Raw genomic sequence first — 15,570 nt, 5'->3', positions numbered from 1 at the left:
CAGATCATGCAGGCTCTCAACGACAATCCCGACCGCGCACTGCTTGAAAGAATCATCTCCGAGCAAGCCTTTGATATTGCTCTTGAAACAACAGATGGACTGAAGGAGCTCGGTGCTCGACTGGTAAATGGCTCTCCAGGTGAATTGGAATTCAGTTTCTTGGTCTCGTCCAAAGCCGTTCAGGGCAACGGGGTTGTTTCCGGCGGGACTCTCATGACCATGCTGGACTATGCGATGGCCTATGCGGTGCTCAGTAAGCTGCCATTTGGAAAAACCTGCGCTACAACCAGCATGACTGTGAACATGCAGTCTGCGGCAAGACCTGCTCGTTTAAAAGTTATTGGTAGTGTCGATCGTGTTGGTCGCCAAGTTGCATTTGCTAGAAGTGAGGTTTATGACCTTGAGAGAAATTTATTAATAGCTAATGCCTCGGCAACTTTCTTTGTCATGGATGTAAGTCCGAGGGTTTAAAAAAATTTGGGTAATTATAATACGAAACGTTTCGTTCTTGTGGGGAAAAGATGAATAAGCTGCCAAAGCTTGGTTACGCAGCAGTGCGACGAATTGTTACCGGTCACGATGAAAAAGGTGAATCGATCATCGTCAGCGATGGTCGTGCGCTGAATGTCATTGCTGAGCCTGGGAAACCTGTTGCTCAGGTGCTCTGGGCTACAGGGGAAGGCCGTGCGGCCGGTTCAGAACCCGCACCCGCTGGGCACAAATTCGGCTTCCATTCCGAAGGTGGTTCGCTGCTGCGCGTCGTGGACTTTCCGCCGGATGAGTCGTACGACAAAGAGAAACTCATCGAGTTTCTCGACAAGGAGGGCGTGCGTGATAAGGCGCAGCCTCGGCATTTCTGGTTCCATAAAACCGAGTCGTTGGATTACGCCGTAGTACTCGAGGGGGAGATCTACGCAATGCTCGACCAAGGCGAGTCGCTGATGAAGTCTGGCGACGTCCTAATTCAGCGCGCCACAAACCATAGCTGGTCGAACAGGTCGGGCAAGAACTGCCGGATGCTCTTCGTCCTTCTGGCTCTTAACGAAGGAGAGGAACTGTGAAGAAAGCCATCATTACCGCTGCGATCACCGGTGGCGCACATACCCCTTCGATGTCTCCTTACCTGCCTGTGACTCCCGAAGAGATTGCCGAGCAGGCTATTGAAGCGGTTGAGGCCGGTGCCGCCATTGTCCACCTTCATGCACGAAACCCAGAGGATGGTCGTCCTACGGGTAGTCCGGAGGTGTTCCGTGAGTTTGTCGGCCGCATCAAGCGTGAAACTGATGCGATCGTGAACATTTCCACGGGGGGAGGTGGGCCCGGTATGCCGATCAATGAGCGCGCCGCCGCCGGTATCGATCTGCAGCCCGAGATGTGTTCTCTGAACATGGGGTCTATCAACCTCAATCTGTCCGAGATGGCGAAAAAGAACAGAGAGTGGAAGTATGGCTGGGAGGTTGAGCACCTTGAGGCGACCAAGGACTTGGTGTTCAGAAACACTTATGCGGATATCGAGTGGATCCTGAAAACGATCGGTGGTGCGGGGACTCGCTTCGAGTTCGAGTGCTACGACGTCAGCCACCTCTACACCCTGAAGTACTTCCTTGATCAGGGCTTGGTAAAGCCGCCGCTGTTCATTCAAACCATCTTTGGTTTGCGCGGCGCCATTGGCTCTCACATCGAGGATGTCCTGCACCAGAAGCGCACCGCAGACCGCCTGTTTGGCGATCAGTATCACTGGTCAGTGCTGGGGGCAGGGAAGGATCAAATCCCGCTGTCGACCATCAGCGCAATCCTGGGGGGCAATGTGCGCGTCGGCCTGGAGGACAGCTTGTACATCGGCCGCAGCGAGCTCGCAGTGTCGAATGCCGCGCAGGTGCGCAAAATCCGGGAAATACTTGAGGGCCTGGGCATCGAGATCGCTACTCCAACAGAGGCACGCGAAATCCTGGCCCTGAAAGGTAAAGACAACACCGCATTCTAAGCCCAAGATTTGTCTATCTCATTGCCGGCCTTAGGGCCGGCTTTTTTTGATGTTCAGTTGATGCCGAGCAGGTGATACACGTAGGCAATGTGCGACTCGGCAAAAGCCTCATCCAGCGGTGCGTGGTTTAGCATCAGGCGCATGTAGACCGCACCGTAGATCACATCCATGAGTATCTCGATGTTGGTGTCTGCGGAAATCTCTTCAGTGGCTTTCCACTCTTCGAGTACCTCACGTACGACAGCACGGCGGCCGTAGTGGAAACGCTCACGGAAGGCACGCAAAATCGAAGGATCCGATTGCCCTTCAGCAATGATCTGGGCAACCAGGCGGCCCGGCCAGCCTGAATACTGCTCTACCAGCGATTTGAAGTGGTAGGCCAGCGCGTCACGCGGTCCAAGCTCACGAGGGATGGTGGTTTTGACCAGGTGGTTTTCCATGAAAGCATCGATGACTATGAGCGCCTTGGAGTCCCACCAGCGGTAGATCGTCGCCTTGCTCACACCAGCTTCGCGTGCGATCGCCTCGATGGATATGGCCTGAATTGATTTTTCCTGGAGAAGGGCGATGGTCGCGCTAAGGATTTGGCGGCGAGTTGCCTCGCTGCGGGGGCGGCCGACCGATGTTTTTTCATTCGATGCGGTCTTCTTAACCTGCATGCATCCGTCCTTTCAAGTTGGCTAAAACGCTCGTGCAGCCCGCGTTGGAGATGCTTACGATACGGTTCGGTCAGTATAGTCTCTGCGCTTCGGTTTTGCCACAGCAGTGCTTTTAGCCTTGGGTTTGGTTGGAGGTGAAGGCTTGACTGATGCTCGCTTCGAATGGATTAGTATGGTAAATGCTTTACAAAACGGTACGTGCCGTATAGATTATTTTTTACCCTAAGGATCAGATCACAACGGGATGTGCCAATAGGCAGTAAACGTTGACAAAATAGGGTGGCAGGTGGGCGCAAGTGCACAGGCCTTTCATGTGTGAGTCGCTGGTTGGCTTCGTCAGGTCTGCTGGTCGAGCCGACGGCACGATGAATAATAAAAAAGGTGATTGAATGAACATTATTGGTCCGGATACGCTTGTCTTTGGTGTGGATGACGTTGTTCTCTGCGAGCAGTTTCTGACTGATTACGGTCTGAAAGCTGTAGGAAACGGACGTTTCGAAGCCCTTGATGGCACCGGCGTTGAGCTGAAGCATTGCAAAGATCCTTCTCTACCGGCCTGGGATCTTCCGACTGCAAACATGTTGCGAAAGACCGTCTACGGCGTTAAAGACGCCTCGGTGCTGCAGCAGATTAAGCAGGAGTTCGAAGGTGAGCGTGAGGTCAAGACATTGGCCGATGGGTCTTTGGAGCTTGTTGATGACCTCGGTTTCGCGCTGGGCTTCCAAGTCACTGTACGCAAGCCCCTCGACTTGCCTGCCGAGGTTGTGAACGCTCCGGGCGATGTCCGTCGTCCTGCAAACGTCACCGGGGTTCCGTCCGATGTGGCTACGCTGATCGACGCGCGCCCGCGGTCACTCTCCCACGTCGTCTTCTTCGTGCCCGATATCGAAAAGGCAGAGGCGTTCTACACCAATCGCCTCGGTTTCAAGCTCACCGACAAGTTCGTCGGCATGGGGCCGTTCCTACGCCCTGCGGGCACCTTGGAGCACCACACCCTGTTCTTTATCCAAACCCCACCGCACCTGCAAGGTTGTGAGCATTTCACCTTCCACATGGGCGGCCCGACTGAAGTCCTCAGCGCCGGCACTGCCTTGGTCGAGAAAGGTTACGAAACCTTTTGGGGGCCTGGCCGCCACCGCTTCGGCTCCAATTGGTTCTGGTACTTCAACACCCCGATGGGTTGCCATATCGAATACGACGCAGATATGGACCAGCATGATGACAACTGGGAGCCTCGCATTGCTCCGGGCATCATGGATAATTCCCAGGTGTTCTTGTTCCATTGGCGCGAACAGTGGGCGCCGGGTGGTGAACGTCCCCAGTAGGCGTTAATTGGGCCGAAACGTAATGGAGCGAATCTGTCATATCGATGATGTTCTGCCAGGAACTTCCATAGGGCTCCGATATTCGCTGTATGGCAAAGACGATATTTTTTTGGTCAATAAGCTCGGGGAAATATATGGATATCGGAACTCTTGTCCGCACTGGCCCGGGTCAACGTTGCCCATGAGGAGGGGGCAATACCTCGATCGAGAGTCGAAGTATATCGTCTGTCACGGGCATGGTGCGCTGTTTGAGATTGATACAGGTGTTTGTGTTCACGGTCCTTGCTTGGGGGAGAAACTAAGCGCTCTGTCTATAGCAGTGGACGAGGAAGGTAATGTTTTTGTAGTAAACGCCTAGAATAGTTTCCAAACCTTTTGCCGTGTCCCAATAAATGGCTGGGTGGGGACTCTATTTTCCGGGTGGCTCAATTAGAACTAAAACAAAAACAAAGCGGAGTCTATCCATGAAAAGTGCTGGTGCTTTGCGAGTGGTTACCTGTTTCGTCGGTTTCCTGTTGGCTTCGCATACTTATGCGTTGGAGGGGGGGAGCTCTAGCTATCCAGCAGGTACCGTAACTGTGATGAGTGGCGCTGTGGGTGCTCCTGGTGAAACTCATTTCTACACGTACAATAAACTTATCGATATCGATTCGGTCCGAAACAATGATGGCGATAAAGTCTTTCCGAAGGCCAAGGGTCGAGTTCACGCCCACGCCATTCGAGTTGTTCACACCCTGGACGGTCCGAAGTTGCTGGGCGGCGATGTCTCTTTGCAGGCAGCGATTCCTTATGTCAAGGGGCACATTAACATCCCGGCTCTTGGTCCGTTCGAGCGTGACTCCGTCAGCGGTATCGGCGATCCGATGTTTGGCTTCTTGGTCAGCTGGGTGTCTGCGAACTACCTGCAGAACGTCGATATTGAACTGATCGAACCGTGGGGTAAGTATGACAAGAACGCGCTCATCAACGCGGGTAACAACAGCCGCGCCCTATACATGGCCTATGCCTTCACTTGGTTCCCGATGGAGCGTGTCGAACTGAGTTCGAAGATCAGCCTGAACTACAGTTGGGAAAATAGCGATACTGACTATAAGTCGGGCGTTCAGTTAGTAGCTGATTATGGTCTGAACTATCGTGTAACCCAGAGCTGGTTGGTTGGCGTGGGCGGATTCGTCTCAACTCAGCTGAACGACGATCAGTCTCAAGGTCATAATGTAGGTAATCGCAGCCGCACCACCAAAATCGGCCCACAGGTTGGCTACGGCACTCGTGATTGGGGAATTGTTGCCGCTTACCAGAATGACATTTACTCCCGTAATGCCTCGGAAGGCGACACCATCATGCTTAATGGTTTTCTGAAGTACTGATATGAATTACAGCAACGCCCAGTCGCATGGCTGGGCGTTTTTTTTTGCGTGCGCCAGGCATGGCGCGTTGCGCGTTAGTGCAACCCGTTTGGCTATGGTGGCTGAGCGGGCGACTTGGAGTTGAAAGTCCTCTACACACCCGGCAAGGGGAAGTGTTAGCCAGAGGCAAGGGTGTCGTGGGTGACTGCGAATCTGAAAGAAGCCCGAGGCAAAATGCTGGCCTGACGAACAGGAAGCGGATTAGACGGCGTAGCGGGGTAAGACGGCGCAAATCGTCAAAGCCCAATGGTGTCCCTATTTGGCAAGGAGCTCTCGACTCTATGACTCTAGGCATGTAGATCTGTGGAGCCTGAACAGTAGCGTTGTCGACCGCGAAACACTGAGGAAAAGGAAGAGAGCTATATAGAGGGCTAGCAGCTAACGACAGTGCTGCTCTGCGCAGCAGAGGAAATGCTTAGGGGAGTACTCGACAGCCATCTCTGGCTGCCGAGCATTGGCGATGCCTGCGGTTACTGGTTCAGACCTCCAAGGGCGATGTACTTGATCTCCAGGTAGTCTTCTACCCCGTACTTGGAGCCTTCGCGGCCGAGGCCGGAGTTTTTAACGCCGCCAAAGGGAGCAACCTCAGTAGAAATCATCCCTTCGTTCACACCGACCATGCCGAATTCGAGGCTGTCGACGATGCGGAAGATCCTGCCCACATCGCGCGCATATACATACGCGGCCAGGCCGTACGGCGTGTCATTAGCCATGTTTATCGCTTCTTCTTCAGAGTCGAAGCGGAACAAGGGGGCTACCGGGCCGAAGGTTTCGTCGTTGAAGATCAACGCTTCGTTCGGCACATCTGTGAGAACGGTCGGCTCGAAGTAGCTCCCACCCAGGGTGTGTCGTTTACCGCCAGTTGCTATCCGGGCGCCTTTCTCGACCGCGTCGGCGATGTGCTCTTCGACTTTCTTGACCGCTTCATCATTGATCAGCGGGCCAAGCACTACGCCTTCGTCCATGCCGTTGCCAACTTTCAAAGCCGCGGTGGCCTCTGCGAGCTTCTGCGCGAACGTATCGTAGATGCCCGATTGAACCAGAAGCCGGTTGGCAGCAACGCAGGCCTGCCCGGTGTTGCGGTACTTGGCTGCGATGGCACCTTTCACCGCCGCGTCCACATCGGCATCATCGAAGACAATGAATGGAGCGTTGCCGCCGAGCTCCATGCTGGTCTTCTTGATGGTCGGTGCACATTGAGCCAGCAGTTGGGCGCCTACCTCGGTTGAGCCGGTGAAGGAGAGCTTGCGTACAGTTGGATTGGACGTCAGCTCGCCGCCGATTGCACGAGCGGAGCCGGTCACGACGTTGCAGACGCCTGCAGGCAGACCTGCACGCTCCGCGAGCACTGCCAGTGCCAGTGCAGATAGCGGAGTTTGGCTTGCGGGTTTGATCACGCCGGCGCAACCAACAGCCCAGCCCGGACCCGCTTTGCGGGTGATCATTGCCGAGGGGAAGTTCCAGGGAGTGATTGCTGCGAACACCCCGATCGGCGCCTTCTGCACGAGGATCTGGCGACCTTCCAGGTTGTGCGGAATGATGTCGCCGTAAACGCGTTTTGCTTCCTCGGCAAACCACTCGATAAAGCCCGCGGCGTAGGTAATTTCGCCGCGGGACTCTACAAGGGGCTTACCTTGTTCGGCAGTCATGATTTTCGCAAGGTCGTCGATGTTTTCCAGCATCAGATCGAATAGCTTGCGAAGTATCCTGGAGCGCTCCTTCGGCAGCGTTTTACGCCAGCCTTTCATGGCGCGCTCGGCGGCGGCTACTGCACGCTGAGTTTCACGCATACCACCATTGGGAACATGAGCCACCAGCTCGCCGGTGGCTGGGTTGCGGACCTCGATGCTCTGTCCGTTGTCGGCTGGAACCCATTGGCCATCGATTAGCATGGCTTGACGCAGCAGGTCGGGGTCTTTCAGTTGCAGAGTATTTGCACAGGTCATGGCGGGCCTCAAACGGGATTACGGCCGACGAAGAAGGCTTCGTCTGCATCACGGGTGGGATTGAGACCGGCGGCCTCGAGACCTTTGCGCAGTACCGCCATATCGCGCTGGAATACACGTTGAGTGGGGTGGGGCATCGGGCCGCCGTTGTAGCCCTGGAGCCAACCCTGGTACTTCCACATCATGCGATTCAGCAGACCGTTTGCAGCCATCGGGAGGCTGGCGAAAGCCTTGCGGGCCGGGTCCATCTTGTACCAAAGCTGGGTGGCTTCATCGTAGTTGCCTGCGCGGATCAGCTTGTGGATCTGGGGCAGCAGCGGGCCGTAGTAAGCGGAGTAGTTGGTCCCACAGAACGGAATGTCCATGACCTGGGCCAGGGGCACGTATTCGTATTCCAGAGGGGAAGAGATCACGACCTCCTCGTGGAACTCACGATGAACCTCAATGGCTGACATGATGTAGGGCAGTCCGCCTTCGGCCTTGATCGCTACAACGTTCGGAATCTCGTCGACCATGCGACGCAGGACCGAGAGCGGGATGTCTGCAGGGTGCAGTCGGCTGAAGCCCCAGGCCGGCAGCGGGAAGATGATCACGCCGAGATTGGTCGCGTCACAGATTGCCTTGGTGTACTGGAAAACCTCTTCGTAGTCCTTCGGGTAGAAGTAGGGCGGGTAGCCCAGCAGTACCACATCGGCGCCGGCAGCTTCGGCACGCTTTACGGCTTCGATGTTGTCTTCAAGGGTGTTGAATACGGCATGGTGAACCACGACCATCCGGCCTGCGGCCTGGTCAGCCATGATTTGGCAGAACTCGACGTACTGGTCCTGAGTGATCGCAACCTCAGAGCAGGACAGCGTGCCCACGAAGCCATGCTGGATCGCCAGTTCGACATCATGTCGCACTGCCTTTTCGTTGATGCGCTTGAAGTCGGAGGTCATCGTCGGAATGGTGACGTTGGCCACGCCGAGCAGGTGTTCACGTGCCCACTCACGGGCGTCCTTTTTGTTGTAATTGGCCATGTTCAGTTTCCTCTGTGGATTGCTTTATCTGGACTAAAAGCTCGTTTAGCGTTTGGTTTCGAATTCGATGGGGAGCGGGGTGGCAAGGCCGGCTTCGAGTGCCTTGGTTAGAATCAGCTCAGCGACGACGATGTCCTGCAGACCGCCGCCGACAGACTTGAACATCGGGGCGCGAGCTTTTGCCAGGGCATCGGCGCAGGCGCCGCCCATGAGGTCGGCCAGGCTGAATGCCTTGTTTTGGAACTCAACGCCTGCTGCTTTGGCAGCCAACATGTCCCCAGTTTCCTCGAGCACCTCTTCCAGTGTGTCGCAGATGATGATGTCGCTGCGCTCAACCACCGAAATGTCTATCTCGCGCTGTTCAGGAATGGTCGAACCAATCGAGACAACGGTTGCGCCGGGCTTCAGCCATTCGGCAAAAAGAATCGGCTCCTCGCCGCGCGAGCGGGCGGCGGTCAGCACGATGTCTGCACCTTCCACTGCCTGCTTGGCGGATGCGACACCTCTGGCCGGAATGCCGATATCTGCGGTTACTGCTGCGGCGAAGGCTGCGCGACGATCAGGCGTCGGGCTGAATACATTGACTTCGGTGAGCTCGCGAACACTTGCAAACGCGCGGGTGTGCATCGCTGCTTCCAGGCCGCTACCCAGTACTGCCAGGCGTGCAGGGCCTTTGGGGGCAAGTCGATCCAACGCAGCGGCTGAAGTTGAGGCTGTGCGGTAGCCCGTCACCAGGTTGCCGTCGACGAAGGCTGCGATTCGGTTGGTGGTCCGATCAAACAGGACAATGACGTATTCGATGCCAGGAGGCGCATCGCCCCCCATGTTCGAACCCATCAGTTTGGCGCCGTAGTATCGGCTGCCAGGAGGAATTGCAGGCAGGTTGCGTAGCCATGTTTTTTCAAGCACTGCGACCGTGCGAGGTGGCGTCGCTTTCGGAGGGATGGAGTGGCCGTATGCCTTCTGGAGGGCGGCAATAGCGTCTTTCCAGCGAAAGACGGCTCGAGCTGTGTCACTGGAAACGAATACGGGGTTCTTAAGATTGGCAGTCATATGATGGATTCCAAAGAACGGCGGTTGCGGGGGGAGCAATAGCAGGGCGTCCCTGTTTCGGCGATGAGTGCTTTGCAGGGACGTCTCTGACTAGACGGCTCCATGGATCTGCAGCCATATAACCTTCCTCGTGAGGCGGTTGAAGGTTTCAAGTGGTCTGGCCCTCTCGATGCCCAAGACAACTCAGTCAGGCCCTTGCTTGTGGTGCTCAGCTGGGATGATTGTAAGATAAACGAAACGGATCGTATCCAAAATATTCTTTCCAAGCAAGGCTCATTGAGTCAATACATATGGTCAAATCCGAGGAGTGATTGGAATTGGTTGCACTTTCGAAACGATACGTATAGTTTACTCTCGAAAGAGCACGACAACCCCTCGGGAGAAAGTGATGAAACTAGGTCGGTTTGTGGTTGAAGGTCTGGACGGTCCCGTACAGCGTATCTGCATGGTTCTGCCGGAGCAGAACAGAGTCATTGATCTGCGCGCCGCTGAAGCTCTGCGTCTTCAAGCTAAGGGCGCTACTCGCGAAGCTGCTCTTCGCTATGCGTCCACGGTCTTCCCCGAAAGCATGTCTGCTGCCATCGCCTTGGGTCAGCAGTTCCTGGATACCGCTGCTGAAGCGGCTGAGAAAAACGGGGCTGATGCGTCGCTGGCCATGGACGGTCTGAAGTGGGGCGCGGCGTGCGATCCTTCAGTGGTCCGTGATGGCTTGACGTTCACCAAGCACATCCGCCAATTCCACGAGCGAATGAATGTCACGCCACAGCCGGCCCTGCTGGAGATCCCCGGCTATTTCAAGGGCTCGCCCTGGACCGTCATCGGTCATGACGCTGAGGTACCGTGGCCGGCTCGCGGCCAGCGTATCGATTACGAACTCGAGATCGGTTGGGTCATCGGGAGCCGGGCCAATAACATCACTCCCGACACCGCTCTTGCCCACCTGTTCGGCGTGACCATCTTCAACGACTTCAGCGCTCGCGATCTCCAGGCCAACGAGTTCGCAATAGGTATGGGGCCGACCAAGAGTAAGGACTTCGCCTACGGCATCGGCCCGTGGATCACCACAATTGACGAATTCTCCGATCTGAACGCCATTAAGATGTCCGTTCGCGTTAACGGCGAGACCTGGGGCGAGGGTGATTCGTCCGAGATGCTCTGGACCCCGGAGGAATTGATTGCCTACGTCTCTATCGGCGACCACATCCAGCCTGGCGATGTCATCGGTTCCGGTACCATGGGTGATGGCTCGGCACTCGAGCTGGGGCGTAGCTTGAACCCGGGCGATGTGGTGGAACTGGACGTGGGCGGTGTCGGTGTCCTGCGCAATCGCATCGGGCAGCGTCCGGAAGAGTCTTGGTGGCCCGAGCGTCGCGATCCGTTCATGTAAACAATCGATGTTCCGCTTTTAATTTCGGTCTTTGAACATGTCAAACCGCGAGATTTGAGCATAGAGAGTAATTCGACCCGCTCCGGGTGGCTAGTTCAGCGTCCGAGCCGGTCAGTAAGAGGCGCGAATGTGACCAGCCTCGTGCAGAGCTTTGAGCCATGTGCGGGCGACTACACCTGCTATAGCAGTTACCACCCGCCACAGAAGCGGAGAGGAGACAAGAATGAATGCAATTAAACGCGTCCTGATCGTGGGCAGCGGAATCGGGGGCGCCACAGCAGCTTTCGCGCTCCGCAGAATTGGTGTTGATGTTCACTGTATCGATATCAAGCCTGAGGCTCCGATTACCGGTTCTGGAATCTGTATGCTTCACAACGCGATGCGGGCTCTCACAGGTCTCGGTCTCGCGGAGCCTTGCCTGGATAGTGGTTACCGGTTCGATAAGTTTCGCCAGTTCAATTCGGCAGGCGAGCTTCTGGTAACCAACCCTGCACCTCCCAGCTGTGGGATTCGCCGCCCGGAACTGGCTGGCATCCTCGAGTCTGCCGCCGAGGGTGCTGGTGCAGTTATCGATCGCGGTTTGACCGTAGAGAATCTGGTCAATCGTGAGGATGGCGTCGACGTTCGCTTTTCGGACGGCCGCGAGGCAACATACGACTTGGTGGTTGCGGCAGACGGGGTCTACTCGAAGATTCGTGGTCAGGTGTTCGGTACAGACTGCAGCCCTCGATTTGCTGGTCAAAGTGTCTGGCGTTTCAATGCGCCGAGGCCCGCTGAAATCGATGCTTTCTGCCTTTATCGCACTCCCACGGGTCATACGGTGGGATCGTTCCCGACGTCGCAAGAAAGTTGCTACATCTTCTATCTCGAAAACAGTAAAGAGCCTCTGCGCATTCCGGAGGGAGAGGCTCATCATCTCATTCGGGAGCGCTTGATGGAGTACACTGCTCCGGCAATCCGCGACTCGCTCGAGCGTGTGACCGATGCCAAGCAGGTCATTTTCCGTCCGCTGGATATCACACTTGTGCCGGCGCCTTGGCATCGCAATCGTGTGATTCTGCTCGGCGACGCCGCACACGCTCCTACGCCTCACATGACCTCTGGCGGTGGCATGGCCATCGAAGATGCTGTTGTCCTTGCTGAAAGCATTGCTGCCACCACCACAGCAAAAGCTGCTCTTGAAATGTACTCCAATCGTCGATTTGAACGTTGTAAGACGATCTGCGACGCATCGCTGCAGTTGTGCAGGAATGAACAGGAAGACGCGTTGGGTAACCGAGAGAGATCGGCTGGGCTGCTACTGCAGACCTACCAGTATTTGGGGCGTCCGCTCTAATTCCCTATCCATCAAGGATGAGTCCTCGGTTCGCCTGAAAACGGCGAATCTAGGACAGTTAGAGGGCTCAAAGAAATACCTGGCCAATGATCTTCCTCGCCTGGGGAGGGTTGTTTGTTGATGTACGTCCGAAAATAAAAACAGAGGAACTACTATGAGTCTTGCTTTGAAAGAATCTGTTGTGGCTGGCCTTGTTGGTGGCGTTATCTCCGCAGTTGTGGCCTTTCTTGTTGCATATTACCTTGCGCCGTTTCCACTCAATCCACTTGATAATTCCATCGGCAACGGCATGAGTGGGTTTTTCAGTGGATTGGCCAGCGGCTTCATTGGTGTATTTCTTGTGATCAAGAAGCTGGCCTTTTGACCTGTAGGCAACGAGGTCAGATATTCCTCAATGGTTTGAGTGCCATTTAGCGCCTATTGTTGTTGTCCCTTGCGTTACTTGTGCGCCTGTACGGTCCTCGTCAGGCGCTTTCTTGTTTGCTGCCTTTGGCTATACGGGGGCGATATGTTACGAAGTATGAAATTGGCGCCGCGCTCGGCATTTAGTTTTGGCATCATCGCGCTGATTGTTTTTCTTTTGGGTACGTTCTCTATTCATAAAATGGAAAGGATGGCGAAGCAATCTGCGGTCATCAATGAGAAGTGGCTGCCCAATATAGTCAATCTCAGTAACCTGGTTAAAGCACAGCTTAGGAATCATGTATTTCTTGCTCAACTCTCCTCTCTGGAAAATCCAGCGGCAAGGACGGTTGGTCTTCGCCAACTGAAAGCGCTTGTGGGTGAAGTTTAGTCGCTGAAGGAACAGGTCAATGTCGGGCTGACGAGTGTGGAAGAGCGAAGTGTATTCGATCAGTTCGACCAGACTGACAAGATCTATACCACTGAGCAGGAGAATATCATCCGTACAATTTCTTCTGGCGATCTGGCCTCGGCTTCCTCAATGCTGAGGGGAGCAATAATTGGCTATGGGACTCGGCTTGGGATGGCAACCGAGGAACTCATGAAGCTAAACATGGAGGGTTATGAGAAAGCCACGGTAGGGCTTCTCGAGGCCCGGGACAGTGCCCGGCGGGGTATCATCGCTGCCGTATTAATCGCTTTACTGGTAACGGTGGGTTTAGCGATTTTTTACACCAAGAGCATTGTGCGACCCCTTCGGCGCGCAGTGCAGGTGGTTGAGAGGGTTGCCCTGGGAAGGCTGGACGTCAAGATAGACGCCCAGGGCCGAGACGAGCCTGCTCAGGTTCTTAGCTCGCTAAACCTCATGCAGGACGGTCTGAGGGAGATGATCAAGGCGATCACCAAGTCATCCACCCGCATTGCGGCCTCTGCAGTTGAGCTCAAAGTAGTCACCACATCTTCTTCAAGGGCAATGAAGTTGCAGAATGAGGAGGTTGTGTCAGCGGTTTCTATTGTGAATGTCGCGACGCTCGCAGTGGTGGAGGTCGCAAAGAACGCAGCCAGGACTGCGGAGGCCTCTCAGATTTCCGATCAAAGCGTGAGATCGGGCTGTGAACAGTTCGCTCGGATGGTCAACTCCATCTCTGAGCTTACTGAAGAGGTTTCGCTGACAAACGCACAGGTCGGCGAGCTGGCCATGAATGTTGCAAACGTCACCAGAATCATCGAGGTCATTCGCTCAATCGCGGAGCAAACGAATCTTCTCGCGCTCAACGCTGCCATTGAGGCGGCCCGGGCAGGTGACGCTGGGCGCGGCTTCGCAGTAGTCGCAGAGGAAGTTCGGGCCTTGGCGCTTAGAACTAAGAACTCAACCCATGAGATCGAGGTGCTCATCGGGGGCATTCAGGAGGTGACGGAACGGGCAGTTTCGTCAATGCGGCGCAGTTCAGAAAGTGCGGAGATCACTCTGAGTCTGGCTGGGTCCGCTGACCAGGCTTTAAGAGATATTCAGGCCTCAATCGAGACGATCATTGAGCGAAGTAGGGTCATTGCCGGTTCAGCTGATCAGCAGGAGGGGATGATGGAAAGCGTCAATCGGAGCCTGCTGAAAATACAGGGACTGTCCAAGGAAGCATCTGAAGGCGTCACACAAACTGATCAGGCAAGTGGCGATCTTTCCGAGTTAGCGGGGCACTTGCAGCAACTTGTTTCAAGATTTGAGGCTTAAGGCACTGTCTAGTGTGGTATTTCTGAAAGACCACACTAGGTGTCCGCTTCTGACTGCAGGAACCACTATGACACAGCATCAAATACCAGGGGACAGATTGCGTAGCTTGTCGCAGCAATTGGTGGCTGTATTAACTGAGCGCATCCGCAGTGGTCAGCTCAATCTCGGGGACAAGCTTTCAACTGAGGCGGAGCTCATGGCCGAGCACGGCGTTAGTCGTACTGTAGTACGTGAGGCTGTATCTCAGTTGCAGGCGACAGGACTGGTCCAGACGCGACACGGGATAGGTTCGTTTGTGCAGGGCCCAGCACTAAATATTTTCAAGATTGATGTCTCCGCCATCAGTTCCATCCGAGACGTATTGCATGTGCTGGAGCTGCGTATTGAATCGCCCCTGGTTTCCTAGACACTCTCCAAGCTCTGAAAATAGCGTTTCTCATACTCTACTGGAGACAGCTGCATAGCACTGCTGTGTCGACGTTTTGGGTTATAGAACATCTCGATGTAATCGAAAATATCACTTCGGGCTTCGTCACGTGTTGCGTAGGTCTTTCGTCGGATTCGTTCCCGCTTCAAAAGCTGGAAAAAGCTCTCGGCTACGGCATTGTCGTGGCAGTTTCCTCGTCGGCTCATGCTGCTGATCACATTGTTAGCCTTAAGGAAGCTTTGCCAATCTGAGCTACTGAACTGACTGCCTTGGTCTGAGTGAATCATCACTTGCTGCTGTGGCTTGCGTCGCCAAACGGCCATCAGCATCGCGTCGATAGTCAGGTCGCTGCACATCCTTGGCTTCATTGACCAACCAATCACTTGGCGAGAAAACAGATCCAGCACTACCGCCAGATAAAGCCATCCTTCATAGGTGCGGATGTAAGTGATATCTGTCCCCCAGACCTTGTTCGGCTCGCTGACCTTGAACTGCCGGGCAAGGTGTTTGGGAGATGCCACTGTTGGCTTTCCGCCATAAAACCCAGGACGACGGCGATAGCCCGTTTGCGAACGCAACCCCTCTGCCTGCATCAAACGACCGACTCGATTTCGCCCGCATGTCTCTCCCAGTTCACGCAGGTCACCATGAATTTTGCGGTAGCCGTACACACCTCCGCTTTCGAGCCAAGCCTGTTTGATCAAGCCAAGCAGACGATGATCTTCTTTTGCTCGGGTAGATTGAGGCTCGGCCAGCCAGGCGTAGTAGCCGCTGGGATGCACCTTGAGGGTTTGGCAAAGGCGCCGCACCGGGTAATCCGTCGAGTGCTTCTTGATGAAGGCGTACTTCAGCCGCACTCCTTGGCAAAGTACGCGGCGGCCTTCTTTAAGATGTCTC

At 55.0% G+C, this 15,570-nt stretch carries 16 protein-coding genes and 2 pseudogenes; 13 read left to right on the top strand and 5 right to left on the bottom strand.

Going from position 1 to position 15,570, the window contains the following annotated elements; genetic code table 11:
- Positions 1 to 6: 6 nt before the first annotated feature.
- The 3 genes from B9A31_RS14785 to B9A31_RS14775 are packed head-to-tail and all read left to right on the top strand — an operon-like array spanning position 7 to position 1,984.
- A complete protein-coding gene (locus B9A31_RS14785; RefSeq protein ID WP_050580654.1) occupies positions 7 to 471 on the top strand; it encodes a PaaI family thioesterase in 465 nt (154 codons plus the stop codon).
- A gap of 50 nt (positions 472 to 521) precedes the next feature.
- Complete coding sequence (locus B9A31_RS14780; RefSeq protein WP_027596513.1) at positions 522 to 1,061, top strand: cupin domain-containing protein; 540 nt, start codon at positions 522 to 524, stop codon at positions 1,059 to 1,061.
- Positions 1,058 to 1,984: a 3,5-dioxohexanoate:acetyl-CoA acetone transferase gene (locus tag B9A31_RS14775; RefSeq protein ID WP_027596514.1), complete on the top strand. Its 927-nt coding sequence runs from the start codon at positions 1,058 to 1,060 to the stop codon at positions 1,982 to 1,984. The genes B9A31_RS14780 and B9A31_RS14775 overlap by 4 nt, the downstream gene beginning before the upstream one ends.
- A gap of 53 nt (positions 1,985 to 2,037) precedes the next feature.
- On the opposite strand, the gene B9A31_RS14770 is transcribed toward B9A31_RS14775, so the two are convergent.
- The gene (locus B9A31_RS14770; protein ID WP_027596515.1) at positions 2,038 to 2,643 is read right to left on the bottom strand and encodes a TetR/AcrR family transcriptional regulator; all 606 of its coding nucleotides are present in this window, start codon (positions 2,641 to 2,643) and stop codon (positions 2,038 to 2,040) included.
- A 389-nt stretch (positions 2,644 to 3,032) separates the two neighbouring features.
- Here B9A31_RS14770 and B9A31_RS14765 point away from each other — a divergent pair, with 389 nt between their 5' ends.
- From B9A31_RS14765 to B9A31_RS14755, 3 genes are all read left to right on the top strand, one after another.
- Entirely contained in the window at positions 3,033 to 3,968 is a 936-nt protein-coding gene (locus tag B9A31_RS14765) for a VOC family protein (protein ID WP_027608962.1), read from the top strand.
- A 22-nt stretch (positions 3,969 to 3,990) separates the two neighbouring features.
- Entirely contained in the window at positions 3,991 to 4,326 is a 336-nt protein-coding gene (locus B9A31_RS27755; RefSeq protein ID WP_081717242.1) for a Rieske (2Fe-2S) protein, read from the top strand.
- Positions 4,327 to 4,432: 106 nt separating this feature from the next.
- Complete coding sequence (locus B9A31_RS14755) at positions 4,433 to 5,335, top strand: SphA family protein (RefSeq protein ID WP_159453279.1); 903 nt, start codon at positions 4,433 to 4,435, stop codon at positions 5,333 to 5,335.
- 509 nt (positions 5,336 to 5,844) lie between these two features.
- On the opposite strand, the gene B9A31_RS14750 is transcribed toward B9A31_RS14755, so the two are convergent.
- Genes B9A31_RS14750 through B9A31_RS14740 form a run of 3 tightly spaced genes read right to left on the bottom strand, consistent with a single transcriptional unit; the run spans position 5,845 to position 9,392 of the window.
- The gene (locus B9A31_RS14750) at positions 5,845 to 7,302 is read right to left on the bottom strand and encodes an NAD-dependent succinate-semialdehyde dehydrogenase (protein WP_201296097.1); all 1,458 of its coding nucleotides are present in this window, start codon (positions 7,300 to 7,302) and stop codon (positions 5,845 to 5,847) included.
- Between the two features lie 26 nt (positions 7,303 to 7,328).
- Entirely contained in the window at positions 7,329 to 8,339 is a 1,011-nt protein-coding gene (locus B9A31_RS14745) for a dihydrodipicolinate synthase family protein (protein ID WP_027596519.1), read from the bottom strand.
- A 45-nt stretch (positions 8,340 to 8,384) separates the two neighbouring features.
- On the bottom strand, positions 8,385 to 9,392 hold the full coding sequence (locus tag B9A31_RS14740) for an ornithine cyclodeaminase family protein (protein WP_027608959.1): 1,008 nt from the start codon (positions 9,390 to 9,392) through the stop codon (positions 8,385 to 8,387).
- 388 nt (positions 9,393 to 9,780) lie between these two features.
- Between B9A31_RS14740 and B9A31_RS14735 the strand changes: the two genes are divergently transcribed.
- The 7 genes and pseudogenes from B9A31_RS14735 to B9A31_RS14710 form a co-directional block, all read left to right on the top strand.
- The gene (locus tag B9A31_RS14735) at positions 9,781 to 10,779 is read left to right on the top strand and encodes a fumarylacetoacetate hydrolase family protein (RefSeq protein ID WP_027596521.1); all 999 of its coding nucleotides are present in this window, start codon (positions 9,781 to 9,783) and stop codon (positions 10,777 to 10,779) included.
- 223 nt (positions 10,780 to 11,002) lie between these two features.
- Positions 11,003 to 12,115, top strand: a complete 1,113-nt coding sequence (locus tag B9A31_RS14730; protein ID WP_027596522.1) for an FAD-dependent monooxygenase — start codon at positions 11,003 to 11,005, stop codon at positions 12,113 to 12,115.
- A gap of 154 nt (positions 12,116 to 12,269) precedes the next feature.
- A complete protein-coding gene (locus tag B9A31_RS14725; RefSeq protein ID WP_027596523.1) occupies positions 12,270 to 12,479 on the top strand; it encodes a hypothetical protein in 210 nt (69 codons plus the stop codon).
- Between the two features lie 156 nt (positions 12,480 to 12,635).
- Positions 12,636 to 12,908, top strand: a complete 273-nt coding sequence (locus B9A31_RS14720; protein WP_084297096.1) for an MCP four helix bundle domain-containing protein — start codon at positions 12,636 to 12,638, stop codon at positions 12,906 to 12,908.
- Between the two features lie 150 nt (positions 12,909 to 13,058).
- Positions 13,059 to 13,391, top strand: a pseudogene (locus tag B9A31_RS27750) (HAMP domain-containing protein); the annotation flags it as partial.
- A 324-nt stretch (positions 13,392 to 13,715) separates the two neighbouring features.
- Complete coding sequence (locus B9A31_RS27745) at positions 13,716 to 14,246, top strand: methyl-accepting chemotaxis protein (protein ID WP_371104962.1); 531 nt, start codon at positions 13,716 to 13,718, stop codon at positions 14,244 to 14,246.
- A 67-nt stretch (positions 14,247 to 14,313) separates the two neighbouring features.
- Positions 14,314 to 14,631: pseudogene (locus tag B9A31_RS14710) on the top strand (FadR/GntR family transcriptional regulator); the annotation flags it as partial.
- A gap of 17 nt (positions 14,632 to 14,648) precedes the next feature.
- On the opposite strand, the gene B9A31_RS14705 reads toward B9A31_RS14710, so the two are convergent.
- A partial coding sequence (locus B9A31_RS14705) for an IS3 family transposase (protein ID WP_143512055.1) occupies positions 14,649 to 15,570 on the bottom strand: 922 nt, incomplete at its 5' end.

The organism is Pseudomonas sp. URIL14HWK12:I5 (assembly GCF_900176445.1).
In the GTDB taxonomy this organism is placed as follows: domain Bacteria; phylum Pseudomonadota; class Gammaproteobacteria; order Pseudomonadales; family Pseudomonadaceae; genus Aquipseudomonas; species Aquipseudomonas monteilii.
Note: the sequence above shows the minus strand (reverse complement) of the source record. Positions and strands in the feature narration are given on the sequence as shown.